The sequence below is a fragment of the Pseudomonas sp. 05L36 genome (assembly GCF_056398125.1).
Window position 1 is genome coordinate 67,496 of sequence record NZ_JBFTOU010000024.1, and the last position, 19,097, is coordinate 86,592.

Below are 19,097 nucleotides of genomic sequence, written 5' to 3' on the forward strand. Positions count from 1 at the left end.
CTCTTCATTAGCGATGGGCGCTAGGTGCGGCTAGTGCACGGGCGGCGGCGACATCCGCGTTGATCGCCGTTTTCAACGCCTCCAGAGAGGCGAAACGCTGCTCTTCACGCAGCTTGTGGTGGAAAACCACCGTTAAACGCCGGTCATACAGATCGCCGGCAAAATCTAAAAGATGTATTTCGAGGTGGGCCTTGCCATCACCTTGAACCGTGGGCCGCACGCCGATATTGGCGACGCCGGGCCAGGTCTTGCCGTCGATGTCGACGTTGACCAGGTAAACCCCGGAAAGCGGAACGCGACGGCGCTTGAGTTGTATGTTGGCCGTGGGCGTACCCAACTGGCGAGCCAGTTTCTGGCCGTGCAGCACCCGCCCGGTAATCTGGAACGGCCGACCGAGCAGTCGCTCGGCCAAGGCAAAATCAGCTGCAGCCAGGGCATTGCGGACCTGAGTGCTGCTGACGCGAATACCGTCCAGCTCAACGGTTTGCGCCGCCTCGACGGTAAAGCCCTGAACGATGCCGGCTTGTTGCAGGAAATCGAAATCCCCTACGCGGTCGCAGCCGAACCGGAAGTCGTCACCGACTTCAAGGTGCTGTACGCCAAGGCCGTCCACCAGGATGGTATCAACGAATTCGCTGGCGCTGAGCTTGCTCAGCCGCTGGTTGAAGGCCAGGCACAGGACGCGGTCGACACCTTCGTCGGCCAGCAGCTGCAGTTTGTCCCGCAGCCGGGCCAGACGGGCCGGGGCCGTGTCCGGGGCGAAAAATTCTCGCGGCTGCGGCTCGAAAATCACCACGCAGCTGGGCACGCCCAACTCGAGCGCACGTTCACGCAGCCGCGCCAGGATAGCCTGGTGACCACGGTGAACACCGTCAAAGTTGCCAATAGTGGCGACACAGCCCCGATGCTGGGGGCGCAGATTGTGGAGGCCTCGAACCAGCTGCATAACGCGCTTCTTGCTCATAAAGTGGTCGATTATAACCACACCCGGCGGCCGACGACAGGCAACACCGTAACCCAAAGTGATCGAGCCGACAAAACTGTCGGCTCGCCCGTGTTTATCGAAGCCAGAACCTCTATTCCAGCGTCTTGCGATTGAAGTCGCGCAAACGGAAACCCATCAACATTAACATGCCGAAATAAGCCACTACACCCGCCGCCACCAACGCCCCCAGACGCAAGAAGCGCTCGAGCATATGTCCCTGATCCCAGGCTGGCATAAAGTGCATCACACCCAACAATACCGCGGACATCACCGCCACCGCGACCAGCAGTTTGAACGCGAACTTCGCCCAGCCCGGCTGCGGCTGGTACATCTGCTGTTTGCGCAGTTGATAGAACAGCAAACCGGCATTGAGGCAGGCGCCAGCACTGATCGCCAAGGCCAGGCCCGCGTGAGCCAGCGGCCCGATCAGCATCAAGTTGAACAACTGGGTGACCACCAGGGTGAAAATCGCAATTTTTACCGGTGTGCGGATGTTTTGTTGCGCATAAAAGCCGGGGGCCAGCACTTTGATCACGATAATCCCGAGCAAACCGACCGAATAAGCGATCAGGGCACGCTGGGTCATCGATGCATCAAACGCATTGAACTGGCCGTACTGGAACAAGGAAACCGTCAACGGCTCCGCCAGAATCCCCAATGCCAGCGAGCAAGGCAGCACCAATACGAAGCACAGGCGCAGACCCCAGTCGAGGATGCGCGAATACTCGTGACGATCCCTGTTGGCGTAGGTCTTGGCCAGGGTCGGCAGCAGAATCGTCCCCAGCGCGACGCCCAACACGCCGGACGGTAGCTCCATCAAACGGTCGGCGTAGTACATCCACGACACGGAACCGGCAACCAGGAACGAAGCGAAGATGGTGTTGATGATCAGCGAAATCTGGCTAACCGAGACACCGAGGATTGCTGGCAGCATTTGCTTCATTACGCGCCAGACGCCGGTGTCGCGCAGGTTCAGGCGTGGCAGCACCAGCATGCCGATCTTTTTCAGGTGCGGCAGTTGATAGAGCAACTGCGCCAGGCCACCCGTCAGAACCGCCCAGCCGAGCGCCATTACGGGCGGATCGAAATACGGCGTCAAAAACACCGAAAAGATGATCATGCTGACGTTCAGCAGGGTCGGCACGAAGGCCGGCACCGAAAAGCGATTCCAGGTATTGAGGATCGCGCCAGCCAACGACGACAGGGAAATCAGCAGGATGTAGGGAAAGGTCACCCGCAGCAGACTGGAGGTCAGCTCGAATTTTTCCGGCGTGTTGGTGAAACCCGGCGCGGTCACCCAGATGACCCACGGCGCGGCAATCATGCCCAACACGGTAACCAGCGCCAGCACCAGCGTCAGCAGGCCCGAGACGTAGGCAATGAAGGTTCGGGTCGCTTCCTCGCCCTTCTGGCTTTTGTATTCGGCAAGAATCGGCACGAACGCCTGGGAAAACGCCCCTTCGGCAAAGATCCGCCGCAGCAGATTGGGCAGTTTGAAGGCGATAAAGAAGGCGTCGGTCGCCATTCCCGCGCCAAATGCGCGCGCGATGAGGGTGTCCCGAACAAATCCCAGAACCCGGGAAAGCATCGTGATAGAGCTGACGGCGGCCAACGATTTGAGCAGATTCATGGAAAGAGTTTGTGCCTGTCGATAAACAGCAGGCGAACTACGCGCCTACTTATGCGATACTCCGCGCCGCAACAGCACAGAGCCAAAGCTCGCGAGTTTACAGGTCGCACGCTGGAAAGAAATCTCCAAGCTTGCTTCACCTACCACTTAGCGGAACGTCTCAACCGCCCTTGACAAGAACTCAACTCATCGGCATGATTCGCGGCCTATTTTGTTTGCTATTTCCTAAAAAGTCTTTCGAGGAGCTCGACGGTGGCCAACTCACCTTCCGCCAAAAAACGTGCAAAACAGGCTGAGAAGCGTCGCAGCCACAACGCCAGCCTGCGTTCCATGGTTCGTACCTACATCAAGAATGTAGTTAAGGCCATCGACGCAAAAGACGCTGCCAAAGCTCAAGCCGCTTACGTTCTGGCTGTGCCAGTTATCGACCGCATGGCCGATAAAGGCATCATCCACAAGAACAAGGCCGCTCGTCATAAGAGCCGCCTGAATGGCCACGTCAAGGCCCTGAACGTTGCCGCTGCCGCCTAAGCGACTCGTTCATTAAAAAACCGACCTCAGGGTCGGTTTTTTATTGCCTGCGATTTGTAGGAGCGAGCTTGCTCCGGGCGGCGCTCCGACGAAGGTTGTCAACGATAAAGCGCGCTTCCTGAAGAAACGCGGCGTCACGGAGATCTTCGCGAGCAAGCTCGCTCCTACATTGGCGATTTGCGTCAGATTATTGGGCGTGGGCCCACGGCAAAATCGGAATCGCCGTCACCGCATTCTGCGGACTGCCCTCGATCAAGCGATCGCTGTAGACCAGATACACCAGCGTATTGCGCTTCTTGTCGAGAAAGCGCACCACCTGCATGGTCTTGAACACCAGGGACGTGCGCTCCTTGAACACCTCGTCGCCATCCTTGAGTTCGCCCTTGAAGCTGATTGGCCCAACCTGACGACAGGCGATAGATGCCTCGGCACGATCCTCGGCCAACCCCAGACCACCCTTCACGCCGCCAGTCTTGGCCCGCGACAGGTAGCAGGTCACACCATCGACCTTGGGATCATCAAAGGCCTCGACCACGATCCGGTCATTCGGCCCGACAAACTTGAACACCGTCGACACCTGACCGATCTCTTCGGCCGAAGCCAGCAGGGGCATCGCCAACAGCAACCCCAACAACCCTTTTGCCACGCGCATTCAGGTATTCCTTCAGACCAGAATCAGGTTATCGCGGTGAACCAGTTCCGGCTCCGCCATGTAACCCAACAGACCGACAATCGCCTCAGACGACTGACCAATGATTTTTTGTGCTTCCAGCGCACTGTAGTTGGCCAGGCCACGAGCGATCTCGCGACCGTCCGGCGCCACGCAGACCACCATCTCACCGCGACGGAAGCTGCCCTGCACCAATTTGACCCCAACCGGCAGCAAGCTCTTGTTGCCCTGGGACAACGCAATCACCGCACCCGCATCCAGCACCAGGGTGCCACGGGTTTGCAGGTGACCGGCCAGCCACTGCTTGCGTGCCGCCAGCATGCCGCGCTCCGGCGAGAGCAAAGTGCCGATGCGCTCGCCCGCCTTGAGGCGATCCAGCACGCGCTCGATGCGCCCACCAACGATGATGGTGTGAGCACCGGAACGGGCCGCCAGACGCGCAGCACGCAATTTGGTCTGCATGCCACCACGCCCCAGCGCACCACCGGTGCCGCCCGCCACCGCGTCGAGCGCCGGATCATCGGCACGCGCCTCGTAAATCAGCTGGGCATCCGGATTGTTGCGCGGATCAGCGTCGAACATGCCGTCGCGATCCGTCAGAATCACCAGCAAATCCGCCTCGACCAGGTTCGCCACCAGCGCTGCCAGGGTGTCGTTGTCGCCAAAACGAATTTCGTCGGTGACCACAGTGTCGTTCTCGTTGATCACCGGAATGACTTTCAGCTCGACCAGTGCACGCAAGGTACTGCGGGCATTCAGGTAGCGCTTGCGGTCGGACAGGTCGTCATGGGTCAGGAGAATCTGCGCGGTATGCCGGCCATGCTCGGCAAAGCTCGATTCCCAGGCCTGCACCAACCCCATCTGACCGATTGCAGCAGCGGCCTGGAGCTCGTGCATCGCACTGGGTCGCGAGGTCCAGCCCAGACGGCTCATACCGGCCGCCACCGCCCCGGAGGACACCAGCACCAGCTCGACACCCGCCTCATGCAAGGCCACCATCTGCTCAACCCAGACACCCATTGCCGCGCGATCCAGGCCTTTGCCGTCCGCCGTCAGCAAAGCGCTGCCGATCTTCACGACCCAACGCTGCGCACCTGTCACCTTGCTCCGCATCATCTTCAACCCTAGCTTGAGGACAGCGCGACCTGGCACTGCCCGTGACGTTATTCGTGGTTATTCGTGACCAACAATCGATTTCCAGATACCAAAACGCCGCTCGAATGAGCGGCGCTTAAGTTTATCGCAACGAATCAGTCACGCACGTAAATGATTTCCGGACCGTCTTCGTCATCCACATCTTCTTCGTCCCAATCATCGTCGCCGATGTCATGGACCGACTTCACGCCGCTGCGACGCAGGGCACGCTTGTCATCCAGCGCCTGCAGTTGCGCGCGAGCTTCGTCTTCGATGCGCTGATCGAGATCGGCCAGCTCTTCCTTGTAAGCCGGGTCATTGGCCAGGCGATCAGCACGATCTTCCATGTAGCGCATGATGTCGTGGCACAGACGCTCGGTACCGAGCTTGGAGATGGCCGAGATCACGTAGACCGGACCAGTCCATTCCAGGCGATCAACGATTTCCTTGACGCGAGCATCGTGCTCCTCATCAAGGATCTGGTCGCACTTGTTCAGGACCAGCCAGCGATCACGCTCCGCCAGGGACGGGCTGAACTTGATCAGCTCGTTGACGATCACTTCAGCGGCATCCGGTGCGCTGGCGTCATCCAGCGGCGCCATGTCCACGAGGTGCAGCAGCAGGCGCGTACGCGCCAAGTGCTTGAGGAAGCGAATACCCAGACCAGCACCTTCGGAAGCGCCTTCGATCAAACCCGGAATATCGGCAATGACGAAGCTCTTCCAGCGATCGACGCTGACCACACCCAGGTTCGGCACCAACGTGGTGAACGGGTAGTCGGCAACTTTCGGCTTGGCAGCCGAAACCGAACGGATAAAAGTACTTTTACCGGCGTTCGGCAAGCCCAGCAGACCTACGTCAGCCAGCACCTTCATTTCCAGCTTCAGGTCGCGCTGCTCACCCGGCTTGCCCGGAGTAGTCTGGCGCGGCGCACGGTTGGTACTGGATTTGAAACGGGTGTTGCCCAGACCGTGCCAGCCGCCCTGCACTACCATCAATTTCTGACCAGCCTTGGTCAGGTCACCGATGACCTCCTGAGTCGCGGAGTCGATCACCGTGGTGCCGACCGGAACGCGCAGGATCAGGTCTTCACCCTTCTTGCCGGTGCAGTCGGTGCTGCCGCCGTTGGAGCCACGCTCGGCATCGAAGTGCCGGGTGTAACGGTAGTCCACCAGGGTGTTGAGGTTTTCGTCGGCCATCATGTAGATGGAACCGCCGTCACCGCCATCACCGCCGTTCGGACCACCGTTCTCGATAAATTTTTCCCGACGGAAACTCATGGCGCCATTGCCGCCGTCACCAGCCTTTACGCGAATCGATACTTCATCAACAAACTTCATAACAAACGCCTCTCGCCATACGGACGAGCCGAAAAACAATCAAGACATAAGACTCTTGCAAAAATGAGCGCAGCGACCCCAAACCACGACACCTACATCGTACGCCAACAGCCCATACAAACAGCTTTGCAAGAGACTCACCCCACAAACGAAAAAGCCCCGTCGCGAGACAGGGCTTTTCCAGCGATCGCGCAATTAAGCCGCGACTACGCTCACGTAACGACGACCGAAGGCGCCTTTTACTTCGAACTTGATCACGCCTTCGACTTTAGCGAAGAGGGTGTGATCCTTACCCATGCCAACGCCGTAGCCAGCGTGGAATTGGGTGCCGCGCTGACGCACGATGATGTTGCCTGCTTTGATAGCCTGGCCGCCATACATCTTCACGCCAAGGCGTTTGGCTTCTGAGTCGCGACCGTTACGGGTACTACCACCAGCTTTTTTGTGTGCCATGAGTTCAATTCTCCTAGTGAGGAATTAGGCTGAAATTAAGCCTGAATACCGGTGATTTTGATCTCGGTGTACCACTGGCGGTGGCCCATACGCTTCATGTGGTGCTTACGACGACGGAACTTGATGATGCGGACTTTATCGTGACGACCTTGGGAGATCACTTCAGCCACAACGGTAGCGCCAGCAACAACTGGAGCGCCGATATTCACGTCGTCACCGTTGGCAACCAACAGAACGCGATCAAAGGTAACGGATTCGCCGGTAGCGATTTCCAGTTTTTCGATCTTCAGGTATTCACCTGGGGCGACTTTGTACTGCTTGCCGCCAGTAACGATTACTGCATAAGACATGGTATTTCTCCGATAATCCTGCTCACCCAGCTCTTTATAAGAAGAGGTATTGGCTGGCATGGCTGCATGGGGCTGGAGGCCCGCTTGCAATTGCGTAAGGCAGGTGCTGCCCAGGAAGTTCAGGGTGCGCGATTGTACGCAAGCCACGAGCGCCTTGCAAGGGGCCGTCCATCGCGCCTTGACAGGCCCGGACGCGGGTCCTAGCATGCCGCGCAACCCTTCTGGAGCGACTGTCGCTGATGCAACCCCAAGCTTTCTACCGCGCGGTGGCGGACGATTTTAGCGCCGTCGACGGCATCATCAAGAAGCAGCTGACTTCGCGCGTGCCGCTGGTCTCGAAAATCGGCGATTACATTACCTCGGCCGGCGGTAAACGCCTGCGTCCTTTATTGGTGTTGCTGTGCGGCAAGGCCCTGGGCCGTGAAGGTGACGAGCTGCGCCTGCTGGCCGCCACCATCGAATTCCTGCACACCGCTACCCTGCTGCATGACGACGTGGTCGACATGTCCGGCATGCGCCGTGGCCGCTCGACCGCCAACGCCATGTGGGGCAACGCGCCAAGCGTGCTGGTCGGTGACTTCCTGTATTCGCGCTCGTTCGAAATGATGGTCGAACTGGGCTCGATGCCGGTGATGAAGATCCTTTCGCAGGCCACGCGCATCATCGCTGAAGGCGAAGTGTTGCAGCTATCGAAGGTTCGTGACGCCAGCACCACCGAAGAAACCTACATGGAAGTCATCCGCGGCAAGACCGCGATGCTCTTCGAAGCCTCGACCCACAGTGCTGCCGCCCTGTGCGAAGCCACGCCGGAACAGGCCGAAGCCCTGCGTACATTCGGGGATCACCTGGGGGTGGCCTTCCAACTGGTCGACGACCTGCTGGACTACAAAGGCGACGCAGAAACCCTGGGCAAGAACGTCGGTGACGATCTGGCCGAAGGCAAGCCGACCCTGCCGCTGATCTACACCATGCGTGAAGGCACACCGGAGCAGGCAGCCCTGGTGCGCAAGGCGATCCAGAAAGGCGGAATCGAAGATCTGGAAAGCATCCGTGAAGCCGTGGAAGCCTCGGGTTCGCTGGAGTACACCGCGCAACTGGCCCGCGATTATGTGGCCCGTGCGATCAGGTGCCTCGAAACGCTGCCTGCCAGCGAATACCGCGATGCACTGGTTGAATTGAGTGAGTTCGCGGTCGCGCGTACGCACTAAGGGATATCTGTAGGAGCGAGCTTGCTCGCGAAGGTCGTCAACGATAACGCGTGCATCCTGAATGAATGCGGTGTCATTGAGTTCTTCGCGAGCAAGCTCGCTCCTACAGCTGTTGCATCGCCCTTTCCCGCCTAAAACCCTATACAATGTGCGCTTTTTAGCGATCCTGAATCCAAGGAGCCTTAGTGAGCACGTTGCCACCCTGCCCAAAATGCAATTCCGAATACACCTATGAAGACGGCGCGCAGCTGATCTGCCCCGAGTGCGCCCACGAATGGTCCGCCAGCGGTGAAACCGAAGCGGTGTCCGATGACGCGGTGAAAAAGGATTCGGTCGGCAACGTCCTGCAGGACGGCGACACCATCACCGTGATCAAGGACCTCAAGGTCAAGGGTACGTCTTTGGTGGTCAAGGTCGGCACCAAGGTCAAGAACATCCGCCTGTGCGATGGCGATCACGACATCGATTGCAAGATCGACGGCATCGGCCCGATGAAACTCAAGTCCGAGTTCGTCAGGAAAGTCTGAACCTGCTGTCTTCCATCCCGCGCCCGGCCGCGGGATGGCGCCTCACCCTCCCCCCCCCCGCTTCGCCCAGTCAATCCTCGCAATAGCCAGACGCCAGTCGTTTTTGACCTGACGCAATCCTTACCTGGAAAAAAGCGCAAACCGCCAATAGGCTCTTGCTATTTAGTGAATAAGAATTATTCTCATAAAACCTTCAGTGGAGATGAGAACCATGACTTATCTGATCGATGCCTGGCTGGACCGCCCACACCCTTACCTCAGAATCCTGCATCGGGAAACCGGGGAAGTCTGTGCGGTGCTTGAAGAAGAAGCCTTGAACGAACTGCAAGACCAGGGTGATCTTGACCTCAATGGTCTGAGCTCCAGCGAGCCGGTGGTGCTCAAGGAACTGGTGCGTAATCTGTTTCTGTTCTGCTATGCCCGGGCGTTGCGCCCGACGACGGATCTCAATGGCAAGTTTCATCCATGAGAGACACTGCAAAACACTGTAGGAGCGAGCCTGCTCGCGAAAAACTCAAAGACACCGCGTTCATTCAGAATGGCCACGTTATCGTTGACGCCCATCGCGAGCAGGCTCGCTCCTACAGGTAATCAGCGGGTATTACAGAACGTCGAGCAGTTCGACGTCGAACACCAGTACGCTGTGCGGCGGGATGCTGCCAACGCCTTGAGCGCCGTATGCCAGTTCGCTCGGCACGTACAGGCGCCATTTGCTGCCGGCGTTCATCAGTTGCAGGGCTTCGGTCCAGCCGGCGATCACGCCGCCAACCGGAAATTCTGCAGGCTCGCCGCGCTCGTAGGAGCTGTCGAACACAGTGCCATCAATCAGGGTGCCGTGGTAGTGAGTACGCACAGAGTCTTCACGGGATGGCTTGACGCCTTCGCCAGCGGTCAGCACTTCGAACTGCAGACCGGAAGCCAGAGTGGTGATGCCGTCACGCTTGGCGTTTTCAGCCAGGAAAGCCAGGCCTTCGCCAGCAGCCGCTTCAGCCTTGGCTGCAGCTTCGGCCTGCATGATTTCGCGGATGACTTTGAAGCTGGCGGACATTTCTTCCTGACCCACACGGCTTGGCTTGCCGGCGAATGCGTCGGTCAGGCCAGCCAGGATCGCGTCCAGGCTGACGCCCGGTGGCGGGTTGTCGCGCAGTTGGTCGCCCAACTGACGGCCAATACCGTAGCTGACGCGGGTTTCGTCGGTGGACAGATTTACTTCGGACATGACACTGCTCCGCTGTGCGGACGGCTCGGGAACTTGCCATGCGTGCACAGCGCGTCCCGGAGCGCCCGGAACCAAAAGGGCCAGCAGACTAGCACAGATGTCATGCCATTGATGAGGGACCTCAGGCGATCGGCACCTTCAGGTTTTCTTCCACGTCGGCAACCAGCCCGCACATTTCGTCATGCACGACCGTGTGCACAAGGTTGAAGTGCAACTTGGGAAAGGAGCGCAGCACATCACGGGCATGCTCCACCGAACGCAGGCTCATCATCTGGCCGTGCGTATCGCTCAGGGGGTACGCCGCGCCATGCATCCGTGCCTCCAGCAGGTAAATGCCCCCCTCCATGGAGATCAGGTTCAGCTCATCGACCTTTCCGGCGATGGCATACGCATTCAACTCATTCAGGGTCATGAACGCACCTCACGCAGTGGCGAGCCAACATACTTACAGGGATAGGCCTCGGCGCATCAAAGCACAAGCCACTGGCCAGACCGTTTGTCTGTTATCGCAGGAGGTTGTGGCGAGGGAGCTTGCTCGCCACAAAGGGAGCCGGTGTGGATCAGTGCTTGGTGAGTTTATCCAGGTAACCCATTGCGAATGCCGATACCACGAAAGTCATGTGGATGATCACATACCACTGCAGATGCTCAGGATCGACGTTCTTGGCATCCATGAAGATGCGCAGCAGGTGAATGGACGAGATCGCCACGATCGACGCGGCCACCTTCATTTTTAGCGACGAAGAGTCCATGGTACCCAGCCAGTTGAGCTTTTCCTTGGAGTCGTCGATGTCCAGCTGCGAGACGAAGTTCTCGTAGCCGGAAATCATCACCATCACCAGCAAACCGCCCACCAGCGCCATGTCGATCAGCGACAGCAGCACCAGGATCAAGTCCGATTCGGCCATCGAAAACACGTTCGGGATGACGTGGAAGACTTCCTGGAAGAATTTCAGCGCCAGCGCCAGCAACCCGAGGGACAGGCCGAAATAGATCGGCGCCAGCAGCCAGCGCGAGGCGTACATTGTATTTTCGATAAAGCGTTCCATTGAATCTCACATGTGGGCTGAAAATGGCCGCGAGTATACCAGCCGCCCGTCTATACCCAGAAGCAGCCAGAAACCGTCGAAAAATCCGCCACCTGCGCCTGTGTATCAAAATTTTTCTGCTAGTGTCCAAATCATTGACCGCTCAGCGATATCGGACAGGAAGACTGGAAATGGATGTGCGATTGCCTTTGACGAGTGCCGGAATTTGCATGGCGCTGCTTCTAAGCGGCTGCTCACCCAGCGATGAAAAACGCCAGGTCAGCCTCGAAGAAAAAACCGCGCAATTCGAAAAGTCGCTGGACGCCATCCAGGATCCGAAGCTCAAGGATGCCGTGTCGGAGCTGGGCGGCTCACTGCTGCTGCTCGAGCGCGCGCAACTCAAGCTCGAGAGTAAACCGGTGGAAACCGAATACGGCGAAGACGCCCTCGCCATGCTCAAGCACTACCCGACCCCGCAGGCCCTGGTCGACGCCTACATCAACGGGTTGTTCGTGCTGCAAAAAGACTCCAGTTCCGACTACCTGACCGATCTGCAACCGGTGTTTCCCTTCACTTTCAGCGTTCCTGCCGCGTTTTTGTTTCCCCATGGCCTGGAATGGCAGTCGGTCACACTAAGCAATAAACGAGTGATCCCATTCCAGCCGGAATGGTCAGAAACCGACCCCGGCATTCAACTCAGCCCATCGAGTTCCAACCTGACCACCCCCGATGACCTGACTGTGGCCTACCCCTTCATCGAAGGCCTCGACATCGACAGAAAGCAGCAACCGCAACCGGTGAGCCTGCAGGGCAAAGTCGAGGTCATCGCGCCACGCCGCCTCTACAACTTCGACCTGACGAAAAAGGACATAGGCCAGACCCGCACCAATGACAACCTGAGCGTCACCCTGCTCACACTGACGAACAACTACGCGGAAATCGAATACAACAACAGCGCGCCGCTAGCCCCCGAAGTCAGAGAAACACCGCTGAACCCACTGATCGTCCAGGCCACGGACAGCACCGGGCAATTCATCTCGCGCGCCGGCTCAATCAACGAAACCGCGGTACAAATTGCGTTCTATCAGCAGCAGCTGGCCAAGATGCAGCAGCAAAAAAGCTGGAGCGAGGCCCTGGAAAAACAGCTCGACGAAGAACAGCGCAACTTTGAGAAACAGCAGGCTCGACATTATTCGAAGGTGTACTTCAACGGGACGATCGAAACCCTCGAAGTCAGCATGCTGGATTTTTCCGCCGTCACGGTCACCCGCAAGAGCCTCGACCTGCCGGTCCGGCACTTCGATGCCGAGACCACGGACAAGACCATCCAGCCCTTGAACCTGCCCGTGGTGGTCTATGACGACCAGGCGCCCGGTTGGCTCAAAGGGGCAACGCTGAGCGAGGATCAACTGAAAAAGAACGTCAGCATCAGTCAGTCGGTCGATGACCCCAGTGCTGCGCGAATCGAACTCACTCATCTGCGCAGCTTCAACGATGAACTGCTCGGCACATCGTTCAACCCCGGTGAAAGTCCGGTGAGTTTCTTTACCGAAGACGCGAGTGGCAAACGCGACGAGCCGATCGAGTTGCCGCCCGAGGCGTACCAGATCGATCCCCTGCGCGGCACCATTACCTACGATCTGAATCTGTTTCCGCAAACGCCGGCCTATGCGGTGGGCTCGATGCCGCTGTTCCTGGCCACCGTCGAGCAAAAAACCGTCGACGCCCGCCAACTGCCCAAAGGCCTCGAGCTCAAAGCCAATGCTCTGGTGGTTGATTTGAAGCAGTTTCCCGCCCAGGACTGGCGCTTTTTCGCCAAGGACGACACCGGCAATTACTTGAAGGAGATTCTATCGGTCAGCCATGGCGCGAGCGCACAAGGGCCGGCGCAGTTTGCCGTGCATTACTTCTACGGACAGCCTACGCGCCTGGAAACCTATCAGCGCACTGACCTCGCCACCGTGCAGTATGGTTTCGAGGTCAAACTCGACAAGGCCGACATGACGCGCCTTGATCAATAGTGCGAATCAGTACTCGGGGTGAAACTCGAAGCCGCCCATGTTTCGGCAGCGACCACCGTTGATTTCCCGCAGTTGGGCTTGCAGGTGCAGGCACCAGATTTGCGGATCGTTGGCCAACTCGTAGCCGTGCAAGGTCAGGCTTTCAACGATGGTGTCGAGGATTGATTCAGCGACGAACGGACCGTGAAACGGGCCTTGGGCCTTGATAGCCGAAGGTTGTTCACCGGCCATTCCGGCGGCGAACAGCAGAGTCCACATGCCCGTATCTCCCGCCAACGGACGGATGGCACACTCGATACGGGTCTCAAGGCCCAGGCATTGACGGGTAAGGCAGAGGTTGCGCGACATGGCGGCGACCCTCGGTAGATCCGGTATTCAGCCCCCATGTGAAGGCTGTTTCGATCCTGTGATTACTGTCGACATCCCTGAGCTGAGAATAGAAGAAAAGTCTGGCTTGCAGGCAGTGCGATACCGAAAGGCGCCGAATGGTCACCGCGTGAATGTTGACGTCATTTCGATGACGCTTTTCGACATTCACCACAAAAAACCGTGGGAGCGAGCCTGCTCGCGATGGCGGACCTTCAGTCAACATATGGGTTGAATGTCAGTCCCTCATCGCGAGCAGGCTCGCTCCCACAGTACCGAGGTGAGCCAGACTCAAACAGGTATCAAGCTGGCTTTGTTTCCGCCAACGCCTCTTGCGCCAACTCCTTCTCGGCTTCCTTCAGATCATCTTCGCTGATCATTTCCGCGATAACCCGTAGGCGCTCCACGACCCGTGCGTTCACGCTGCCTTCAGGGAATTCGCCATTCTCGTCCGGCTCGCCGGCTGGCTCGCCAACCAGCAAACTCAAGGCTTCGTCGGCCTGACGGACCGCGTAGACATGGAATTGCCCCGCACGTACCGCCGCCAGCACCTTCTCGTCGAGCATCAGCGTGGCGACGTTGGCGTGAGGAATGATTGCCCCCTGCTCGCCGGTCAACCCGCGGGCCTCGCACAGACGGAAGAAGCCCTCGATCTTCTCGTTGACTCCGCCGACCGCCTGCACTTCGCCGAACTGGTTGATCGAACCGGTGATGGCAAAGCACTGCTTGAGCGGGGTTTTCGACAAGGCCGAGATCAGGGTGCAGGCCTCGCCCAGGGAAGCACTGTCGCCATCGACATAACCGTAGGATTGCTCCAGGGCGATACTCGCGGAAATCGCCAGCGGAAACTCCTGGGCGTAACGACTGCCCAGATAACCGGTAAGGATCATCACGCCTTTGGAGTGGATCGGCTGGCCGAGGTTGACCTCGCGCTCGATGTCGACAATGCCGCTGCCGCCCGGGTACACCGTGGCGGAAATCCGCGCCGGTATACCAAAGGCCGAATCGCCGACTTCCAGCACGGTCAGACCGTTGCACTTGCCGACTGCCGCGCCCGCGGTGTCGATCAGGATGATCCCGGCCAGCATGTCGTCGAGAATCCGCGCCGAAACCCGCCCGGTCCGCGTGGCCTTGGCTTTGAGTGCCCGTTCAATGTGCCCGGCGTCGGTCATTTCATCACCGGCCAGATGGCGGATGAAGTCCGCCTCGCTGACCAGTTGGAACAAGTCACCGATACGCGCCGACAAGCGCCCCTGGTGCTCGGCCAGACGCGCACTGTAGGTTGCCAGGCGGGCCACCGCATCGGCGGTCAGCGGTGCCATGCCTTCTTCGGAAGTACGGGTTTTGAGCAACTGGGCGAACTGCTCCAGGCTCTCGTCGACCATCGGGATGTCTTCATCGAAATCCACCAGGACGCGGAACATTTCCTGGAAGTCCGGATCGAGGTCTTGCAGCGTGTAATACAGCTGACGGGCACCAATGATGACGACTTTGACCTGCAACGGAATGTGTTGCGGTGTCAGGGTCACGGTGGCCAGACGGCCCAGCTCACCCAGCGGCGACTCCATTTTCAGCTTGCGCGATTGCAGGGCGCGTTTGAGCGCATCCCACACGAATGGCTCGCTGAGCATCTTGTCCGCTTCAAGGATCAGGAAACCGCCATTGGCCCGGTGCAAAGCACCCGGCCGCAGTTGGCGGTAGGTGGTGTACAGCGCGCCCTGATCGGTGCTGTACTCAATGCGACCGAAGAGGTTTTCATAGGTCGGGTGCGGCTCGAACACCACCGGCGCACCGCCGCTGGCCGAATGACCAACCACCAGGCTCGGCGCGTATTGCTCTTCCAGCAACTTGCGGGCGACGGCATCGGTCTTGCTATCGTCCACCAGTTGCTCGACCACCGTCTTGAGCAAATACACCTGCATGGCTTGCAGATAACCGCACACCGCGGCGTTCTCGGCGTATTTCTCCGATAACGGCGACAGCAACGGCTGCAAGGCCAGGGTGATGGTTTCCTCGTTCAGATGACGCAGTTGGTTGCTCGACTCGCGCTTCCATTGCGGCAGGCTGGCGAGCTCTTCGTTCAGGCGCTCCTCCAGTACCGAAATATCCTCGTGAAAGCGCTCGCGCTCGGCTTCCGGCAGTTGTGCGAATTCAGCTTCGTCCAACGCCTTGCCATCGCCCATTGGGGTGAAGGCGATATTGCTGGCGTCGCGGTAGAGCGCGACGTCCTTTTCCAGGGCCAGACGCTCGATGACGTCCAGGGCCTTGTCGTAGCGCTGGTTGAAGGCGCGGTCGATGGCGCTTTTCTTCTGTTGGTAGGACGGATGCTCGAAGACTGCCGGAAACGTCGCCAGCAGGTTGTCGATCAGACCGTTGATATCTCCAATGAAGTTACCGGCAGTGCCCGACGGCAATTCCAGGGCACGTGGTTCGCGCGGCTCATCGAAATTGTTGACATAGACCCAGTCCGCCGGGGTCTGCAGGCGCTTGCCTTCGGCCTTGAGATAGCGTTTGACGAACGAGAACCGGCCAGTGCCGGGCTCGCCCATGACGAATACGTTGTAACCGGGGCGTGGCATGGCCACACCGAACTGCAAGGCTTCGACCGCACGTTCCTGGCCAAGCACACCGCGAAAGGGCTCCAGATCATTGGTGGTAGAGAAGCTGAACTGTTCAGCGGAAAACGGACGGGTCAGCGCTTCGGGCGCTAGACGCAAGCTGGCAGCAACAGGATCAGGCATCGGGCTTCCTTAACAATCAGGCGGGGCAGATGGCAGCATTCTGGCGCCGCCCATACCCGACTGGCAAGGAGCGCCGCAGGCCTGAGCATCGTCAATCCGCCAACCCCAGGCGGGCCGGGCTTGCGCCACGGTTGCCCATGAATCTTTTGCAAAAAATCACGGAGCCCCGTGATCGTGCCTAAACTCCAGACTGCGCGGCTGGACTAATGACCGGCCCACTTGTCCATTGGTAGGCACATAAAGAGAACAAAGCTATGAAACGGATTCTTCTCGGTACTCTCTTCACCGCCGTATCCATCAACGCCATGGCTCAGGCGCCGGGCGGCCCGGATTGCGGCTGGGGCAACATGCTGTTCGAAGGTCAGCGTGGTACTCCGGCCCACTTCCTGGCATCCACCACCAACGGCACCTCCGGCAACGCAACCTTCGGCATGACCTCCGGTACCAACGGTTGCGCAACCAACGCGTCGCTGACCTATGGCGGTAAATCCTGGTTTGCCATGAATGGCATGATGAACGAGCTGTCCGAAGACATGGCCAAAGGTCAGGGCGAAGCGCTGACCACCTATGCCGTGGTACTGGGCGTGGCGCCGGAAGACCGTGCGCACTTCGCCGCCGTCACTCACGAGCACTTCCAGCAGATCTTCAGCAAGGCTGACGTGACTGCCGAAGACGTGCATACCAATACCCTGGCCGTGCTCAAAGCCGACCCTCGTCTGGCCAAGTACGCGACCCAGGCATAAGCTCCACTCGCCCCCGCTTCTTTCGGGAAGCGGGTTTTGTTTTTTGGACCTGCCTCTTTTGAGTAATGCCGCTTGACTGTAGGAGCTGGCTTGCCAGCGATGGTCGTTAACGATCACGCGTGTTTACTGGATAAACACAGCGCCTTTGAAGCCATCGCTGGCAAGCCAGCTCCTACAGGTAAATGGCACCCACAGGGCTTAGTTTTTTTTCGACTTAAGTTGCCATCTATGCTCAAACGCCTTGCCTGGCTGGCGCTGTGTGTCTGCGCCCCGCTGTCCGCCGCGCCTCACATCGACCCACAACGTTTGCAGCAACTGGCCAACGACCCTTTCTGGATATCCCTGGGCCATTACGAAACCGCCAAGCTCGGTGGCTGGCGCAGCTATGTCAGCGACCCGAAATTCTTCCTCGCCGCCGATGGCAATGAACACCCGGACAATGAATTGGCTGCTACCGTACAAGCCTTGTACGCCCCGGCCAGTACCGGTGAACAGCACGCACAATGCGTCTACCCGGCCCGCACCCGCTGGCTCGAAGAGCAGCTCGGCCTGACCGGCCTGCCGACGCCGGCCTGCGCCGAATTCAAGCAATGGTTCAAGGACGTCTCGCCCGACAGCGCGGTGATGATCTTCCCGGCGGCGTATCTGAACAGCCCGTCCTCGATGTTTGGCCACACCCTGCTGCGCATCGATCAGGCCGAAGTGAAGAGCGACAAGACTTCGCTGCTCAGTTACGCGATCAACTTCGGCGCCTACATCGAGGGCTCGGACAACAGCATCCTCTATGCCTGGAAAGGCCTGATGGGCGGCTATCCCGGCCTGTTCGCGCTGGTGCCCTACCAGGAAAAACTCTCGGAATACCGCAGCCTGGAAAACCGCGACCTGTGGGAATACCGACTGAACCTGACCCAGCAGGAAACCGCGCGCATGGTCGAGCACGTCTGGGAGCTGAAGCAGATCAAGTTCGACTATTTCTTCTTTGACGAGAACTGCTCGTACCGCTTGCTGGAACTGCTGCAAGTGGCCCGCCCGAGCCTGCGCCTGACCGAGCAGTTCCCACTCACCGCCATCCCGACCGACACCGTCAAAGCCGTGAAAAATGCCGGGCTGGTGGAATCCATCCAGTATCGTCCGTCCCGGGAACGCGAGTTGCTCAGTCGCGCCGAACCGTTGAACCCTGAAGAGCAGCAATGGGTACTGAACGTCAGCGCCGATCAGAACCAATTGCAGGACCCGGCGTTCAAGGCACAACCCCGCGACCGCCAGGCGCTGATCATCGATGCGGCCTATCGTCTGGAACGCTACCGCGCCAATGGCCGGGAGCGCGACCCGGCGCGCGCCCAGCGCAGCTTCGAACTGCTGCGGGCAATCAACCAGAACCCGGCGCCGGAGCTGGATATCCCGCAACCCGGCCTGCCTGAAGACGGTCACGAGTCCCGTACCTGGCAACTCGGCCTCGGTACCCGTGGCGATAAAGCCTTTGGCGAGTACGGCTTGCGCATGGCTTATCACGACCTCAATGACAACAGCGAAAGCTTTCCCCTTGGCGCGCAGATCGAAATCCTGCAATTGAAACTGCGCCAGTACGAAGGCAATGACTGGCAAGTGCAACGACTGGACCTGGCGACCATTCGTTCCCTGACCCCGCGTAACGAGTTGCTGCAACCGCTGTCATGGCAAGTCACCGGTGGTCTGGAGCGGGTGCCAGGCAAGCATGATGACCAAACCCTGGTCAGCCACGTCAACGGCGGTGGCGGTGGAACCTGGCAATTGGGCGACGATCTGCTCGGTTTTGCCCTGGGCACCGTGCGTATCGAACACAACAACGACTTCGCCGCATTCATCGCGCCGGCCGTTGGTTTCAACAGTGGCCTGCTGTGGAAAAACCCGCTGGGCAACTTGAGCCTGGAAGCCAAGGGTGATTTTTTCACCAATGGCGAAGTGCGTCGTAGCCTGAGCCTGAATCAGCAGTGGGAAATATCCCGCAATCTCGGTCTGCGCTTGAGCGCCCAGCGTGAGTTCAGCCATTTGGCGACGGCCGAGAACGAAGTGATGCTTGAGCTGAAGTGGTATCACTACTGACCTGACACGCTACTCCCACAGGGGAATGGATTTTTCACCGCCCGCGCACACCATCCTCGCGAGCCAGCT

Annotated in this window: 19 protein-coding genes; 7 read left to right on the forward strand and 12 right to left on the reverse strand. The window is 58.9% G+C overall.

What is annotated here, in order from left to right:
• Positions 1-7 precede the first annotated feature (7 nt).
• The gene (ribF, locus tag AC1DKH_RS23260) at positions 8-946 is read right to left on the reverse strand and encodes a bifunctional riboflavin kinase/FAD synthetase (RefSeq protein WP_477753715.1); all 939 of its coding nucleotides are present in this window, start codon (positions 944-946) and stop codon (positions 8-10) included.
• 130 nt (positions 947-1,076) lie between these two features.
• A complete protein-coding gene (murJ, locus tag AC1DKH_RS23265; protein WP_477799425.1) occupies positions 1,077-2,615 on the reverse strand; it encodes a murein biosynthesis integral membrane protein MurJ in 1,539 nt (512 codons plus the stop codon).
• A 252-nt stretch (positions 2,616-2,867) separates the two neighbouring features.
• Here murJ and rpsT point away from each other — a divergent pair, with 252 nt between their 5' ends.
• Positions 2,868-3,146 carry a 30S ribosomal protein S20 gene (gene rpsT / locus AC1DKH_RS23270; protein ID WP_007970922.1) on the forward strand — a complete coding sequence of 93 codons (279 nt, stop codon included), beginning with the start codon at positions 2,868-2,870 and terminating at the stop codon, positions 3,144-3,146.
• 187 nt (positions 3,147-3,333) lie between these two features.
• Here rpsT and AC1DKH_RS23275 read toward each other — a convergent pair whose 3' ends face one another.
• The 5 genes from AC1DKH_RS23275 to rplU all read right to left on the reverse strand — a co-directional run bounded on the left by AC1DKH_RS23275 (position 3,334) and on the right by rplU (position 7,093).
• Positions 3,334-3,798, reverse strand: a complete 465-nt coding sequence (locus tag AC1DKH_RS23275) for a CreA family protein (RefSeq protein WP_008022496.1) — start codon at positions 3,796-3,798, stop codon at positions 3,334-3,336.
• A gap of 12 nt (positions 3,799-3,810) precedes the next feature.
• A complete protein-coding gene (proB, locus tag AC1DKH_RS23280; RefSeq protein ID WP_150727089.1) occupies positions 3,811-4,929 on the reverse strand; it encodes a glutamate 5-kinase in 1,119 nt (372 codons plus the stop codon).
• Between the two features lie 137 nt (positions 4,930-5,066).
• Positions 5,067-6,290 carry an Obg family GTPase CgtA gene (gene cgtA / locus AC1DKH_RS23285; protein WP_008052064.1) on the reverse strand — a complete coding sequence of 408 codons (1,224 nt, stop codon included), beginning with the start codon at positions 6,288-6,290 and terminating at the stop codon, positions 5,067-5,069.
• Between the two features lie 195 nt (positions 6,291-6,485).
• Positions 6,486-6,743, reverse strand: coding sequence for a 50S ribosomal protein L27 (rpmA, locus tag AC1DKH_RS23290; RefSeq protein WP_003281574.1), 258 nt, complete (start codon positions 6,741-6,743; stop codon positions 6,486-6,488).
• Positions 6,744-6,778: 35 nt separating this feature from the next.
• On the reverse strand, positions 6,779-7,093 hold the full coding sequence (gene rplU, locus AC1DKH_RS23295) for a 50S ribosomal protein L21 (RefSeq protein ID WP_003176051.1): 315 nt from the start codon (positions 7,091-7,093) through the stop codon (positions 6,779-6,781).
• Between the two features lie 239 nt (positions 7,094-7,332).
• Here rplU and AC1DKH_RS23300 point away from each other — a divergent pair, with 239 nt between their 5' ends.
• From AC1DKH_RS23300 to AC1DKH_RS23310, 3 genes are all read left to right on the forward strand, one after another.
• On the forward strand, positions 7,333-8,301 hold the full coding sequence (locus AC1DKH_RS23300) for a polyprenyl synthetase family protein (RefSeq protein WP_477799426.1): 969 nt from the start codon (positions 7,333-7,335) through the stop codon (positions 8,299-8,301).
• Positions 8,302-8,486: 185 nt separating this feature from the next.
• Entirely contained in the window at positions 8,487-8,828 is a 342-nt protein-coding gene (locus tag AC1DKH_RS23305) for a zinc ribbon domain-containing protein YjdM (RefSeq protein ID WP_095946014.1), read from the forward strand.
• Between the two features lie 211 nt (positions 8,829-9,039).
• Positions 9,040-9,297 (forward strand): PA4570 family protein, encoded by a 258-nt coding sequence (locus tag AC1DKH_RS23310; protein ID WP_223528321.1) that lies wholly within the window; start codon positions 9,040-9,042, stop codon positions 9,295-9,297.
• 132 nt (positions 9,298-9,429) lie between these two features.
• Here the strand turns inward: AC1DKH_RS23310 and AC1DKH_RS23315 are convergent, their stop codons facing one another.
• From AC1DKH_RS23315 to AC1DKH_RS23325, 3 genes are all read right to left on the reverse strand, one after another.
• Complete coding sequence (locus AC1DKH_RS23315) at positions 9,430-10,047, reverse strand: FKBP-type peptidyl-prolyl cis-trans isomerase (protein ID WP_477764649.1); 618 nt, start codon at positions 10,045-10,047, stop codon at positions 9,430-9,432.
• Between the two features lie 121 nt (positions 10,048-10,168).
• On the reverse strand, positions 10,169-10,459 hold the full coding sequence (locus tag AC1DKH_RS23320; protein ID WP_477755803.1) for a DUF6482 family protein: 291 nt from the start codon (positions 10,457-10,459) through the stop codon (positions 10,169-10,171).
• 148 nt (positions 10,460-10,607) lie between these two features.
• A complete protein-coding gene (locus AC1DKH_RS23325; RefSeq protein ID WP_128605940.1) occupies positions 10,608-11,096 on the reverse strand; it encodes a TIGR00645 family protein in 489 nt (162 codons plus the stop codon).
• Positions 11,097-11,266: 170 nt separating this feature from the next.
• On the opposite strand from AC1DKH_RS23325, the gene AC1DKH_RS23330 reads away from it, so the two are divergent.
• On the forward strand, positions 11,267-13,096 hold the full coding sequence (locus tag AC1DKH_RS23330; RefSeq protein ID WP_477799427.1) for a hypothetical protein: 1,830 nt from the start codon (positions 11,267-11,269) through the stop codon (positions 13,094-13,096).
• Between the two features lie 6 nt (positions 13,097-13,102).
• On the opposite strand, the gene AC1DKH_RS23335 is transcribed toward AC1DKH_RS23330, so the two are convergent.
• Together AC1DKH_RS23335 and AC1DKH_RS23340 are read right to left on the reverse strand one after the other, a co-directional pair.
• Complete coding sequence (locus AC1DKH_RS23335; protein WP_477755805.1) at positions 13,103-13,444, reverse strand: PA4575 family protein; 342 nt, start codon at positions 13,442-13,444, stop codon at positions 13,103-13,105.
• Positions 13,445-13,764: 320 nt separating this feature from the next.
• Complete coding sequence (locus AC1DKH_RS23340; RefSeq protein WP_477755806.1) at positions 13,765-16,203, reverse strand: Lon protease family protein; 2,439 nt, start codon at positions 16,201-16,203, stop codon at positions 13,765-13,767.
• Positions 16,204-16,457: 254 nt separating this feature from the next.
• Here AC1DKH_RS23340 and AC1DKH_RS23345 point away from each other — a divergent pair, with 254 nt between their 5' ends.
• A complete protein-coding gene (locus AC1DKH_RS23345; RefSeq protein ID WP_007970900.1) occupies positions 16,458-16,946 on the forward strand; it encodes a DUF3015 domain-containing protein in 489 nt (162 codons plus the stop codon).
• A 228-nt stretch (positions 16,947-17,174) separates the two neighbouring features.
• The gene (locus tag AC1DKH_RS23350) at positions 17,175-19,028 is read left to right on the forward strand and encodes an Lnb N-terminal periplasmic domain-containing protein (protein ID WP_477799428.1); all 1,854 of its coding nucleotides are present in this window, start codon (positions 17,175-17,177) and stop codon (positions 19,026-19,028) included.
• Positions 19,029-19,097: the final 69 nt, after the last annotated feature.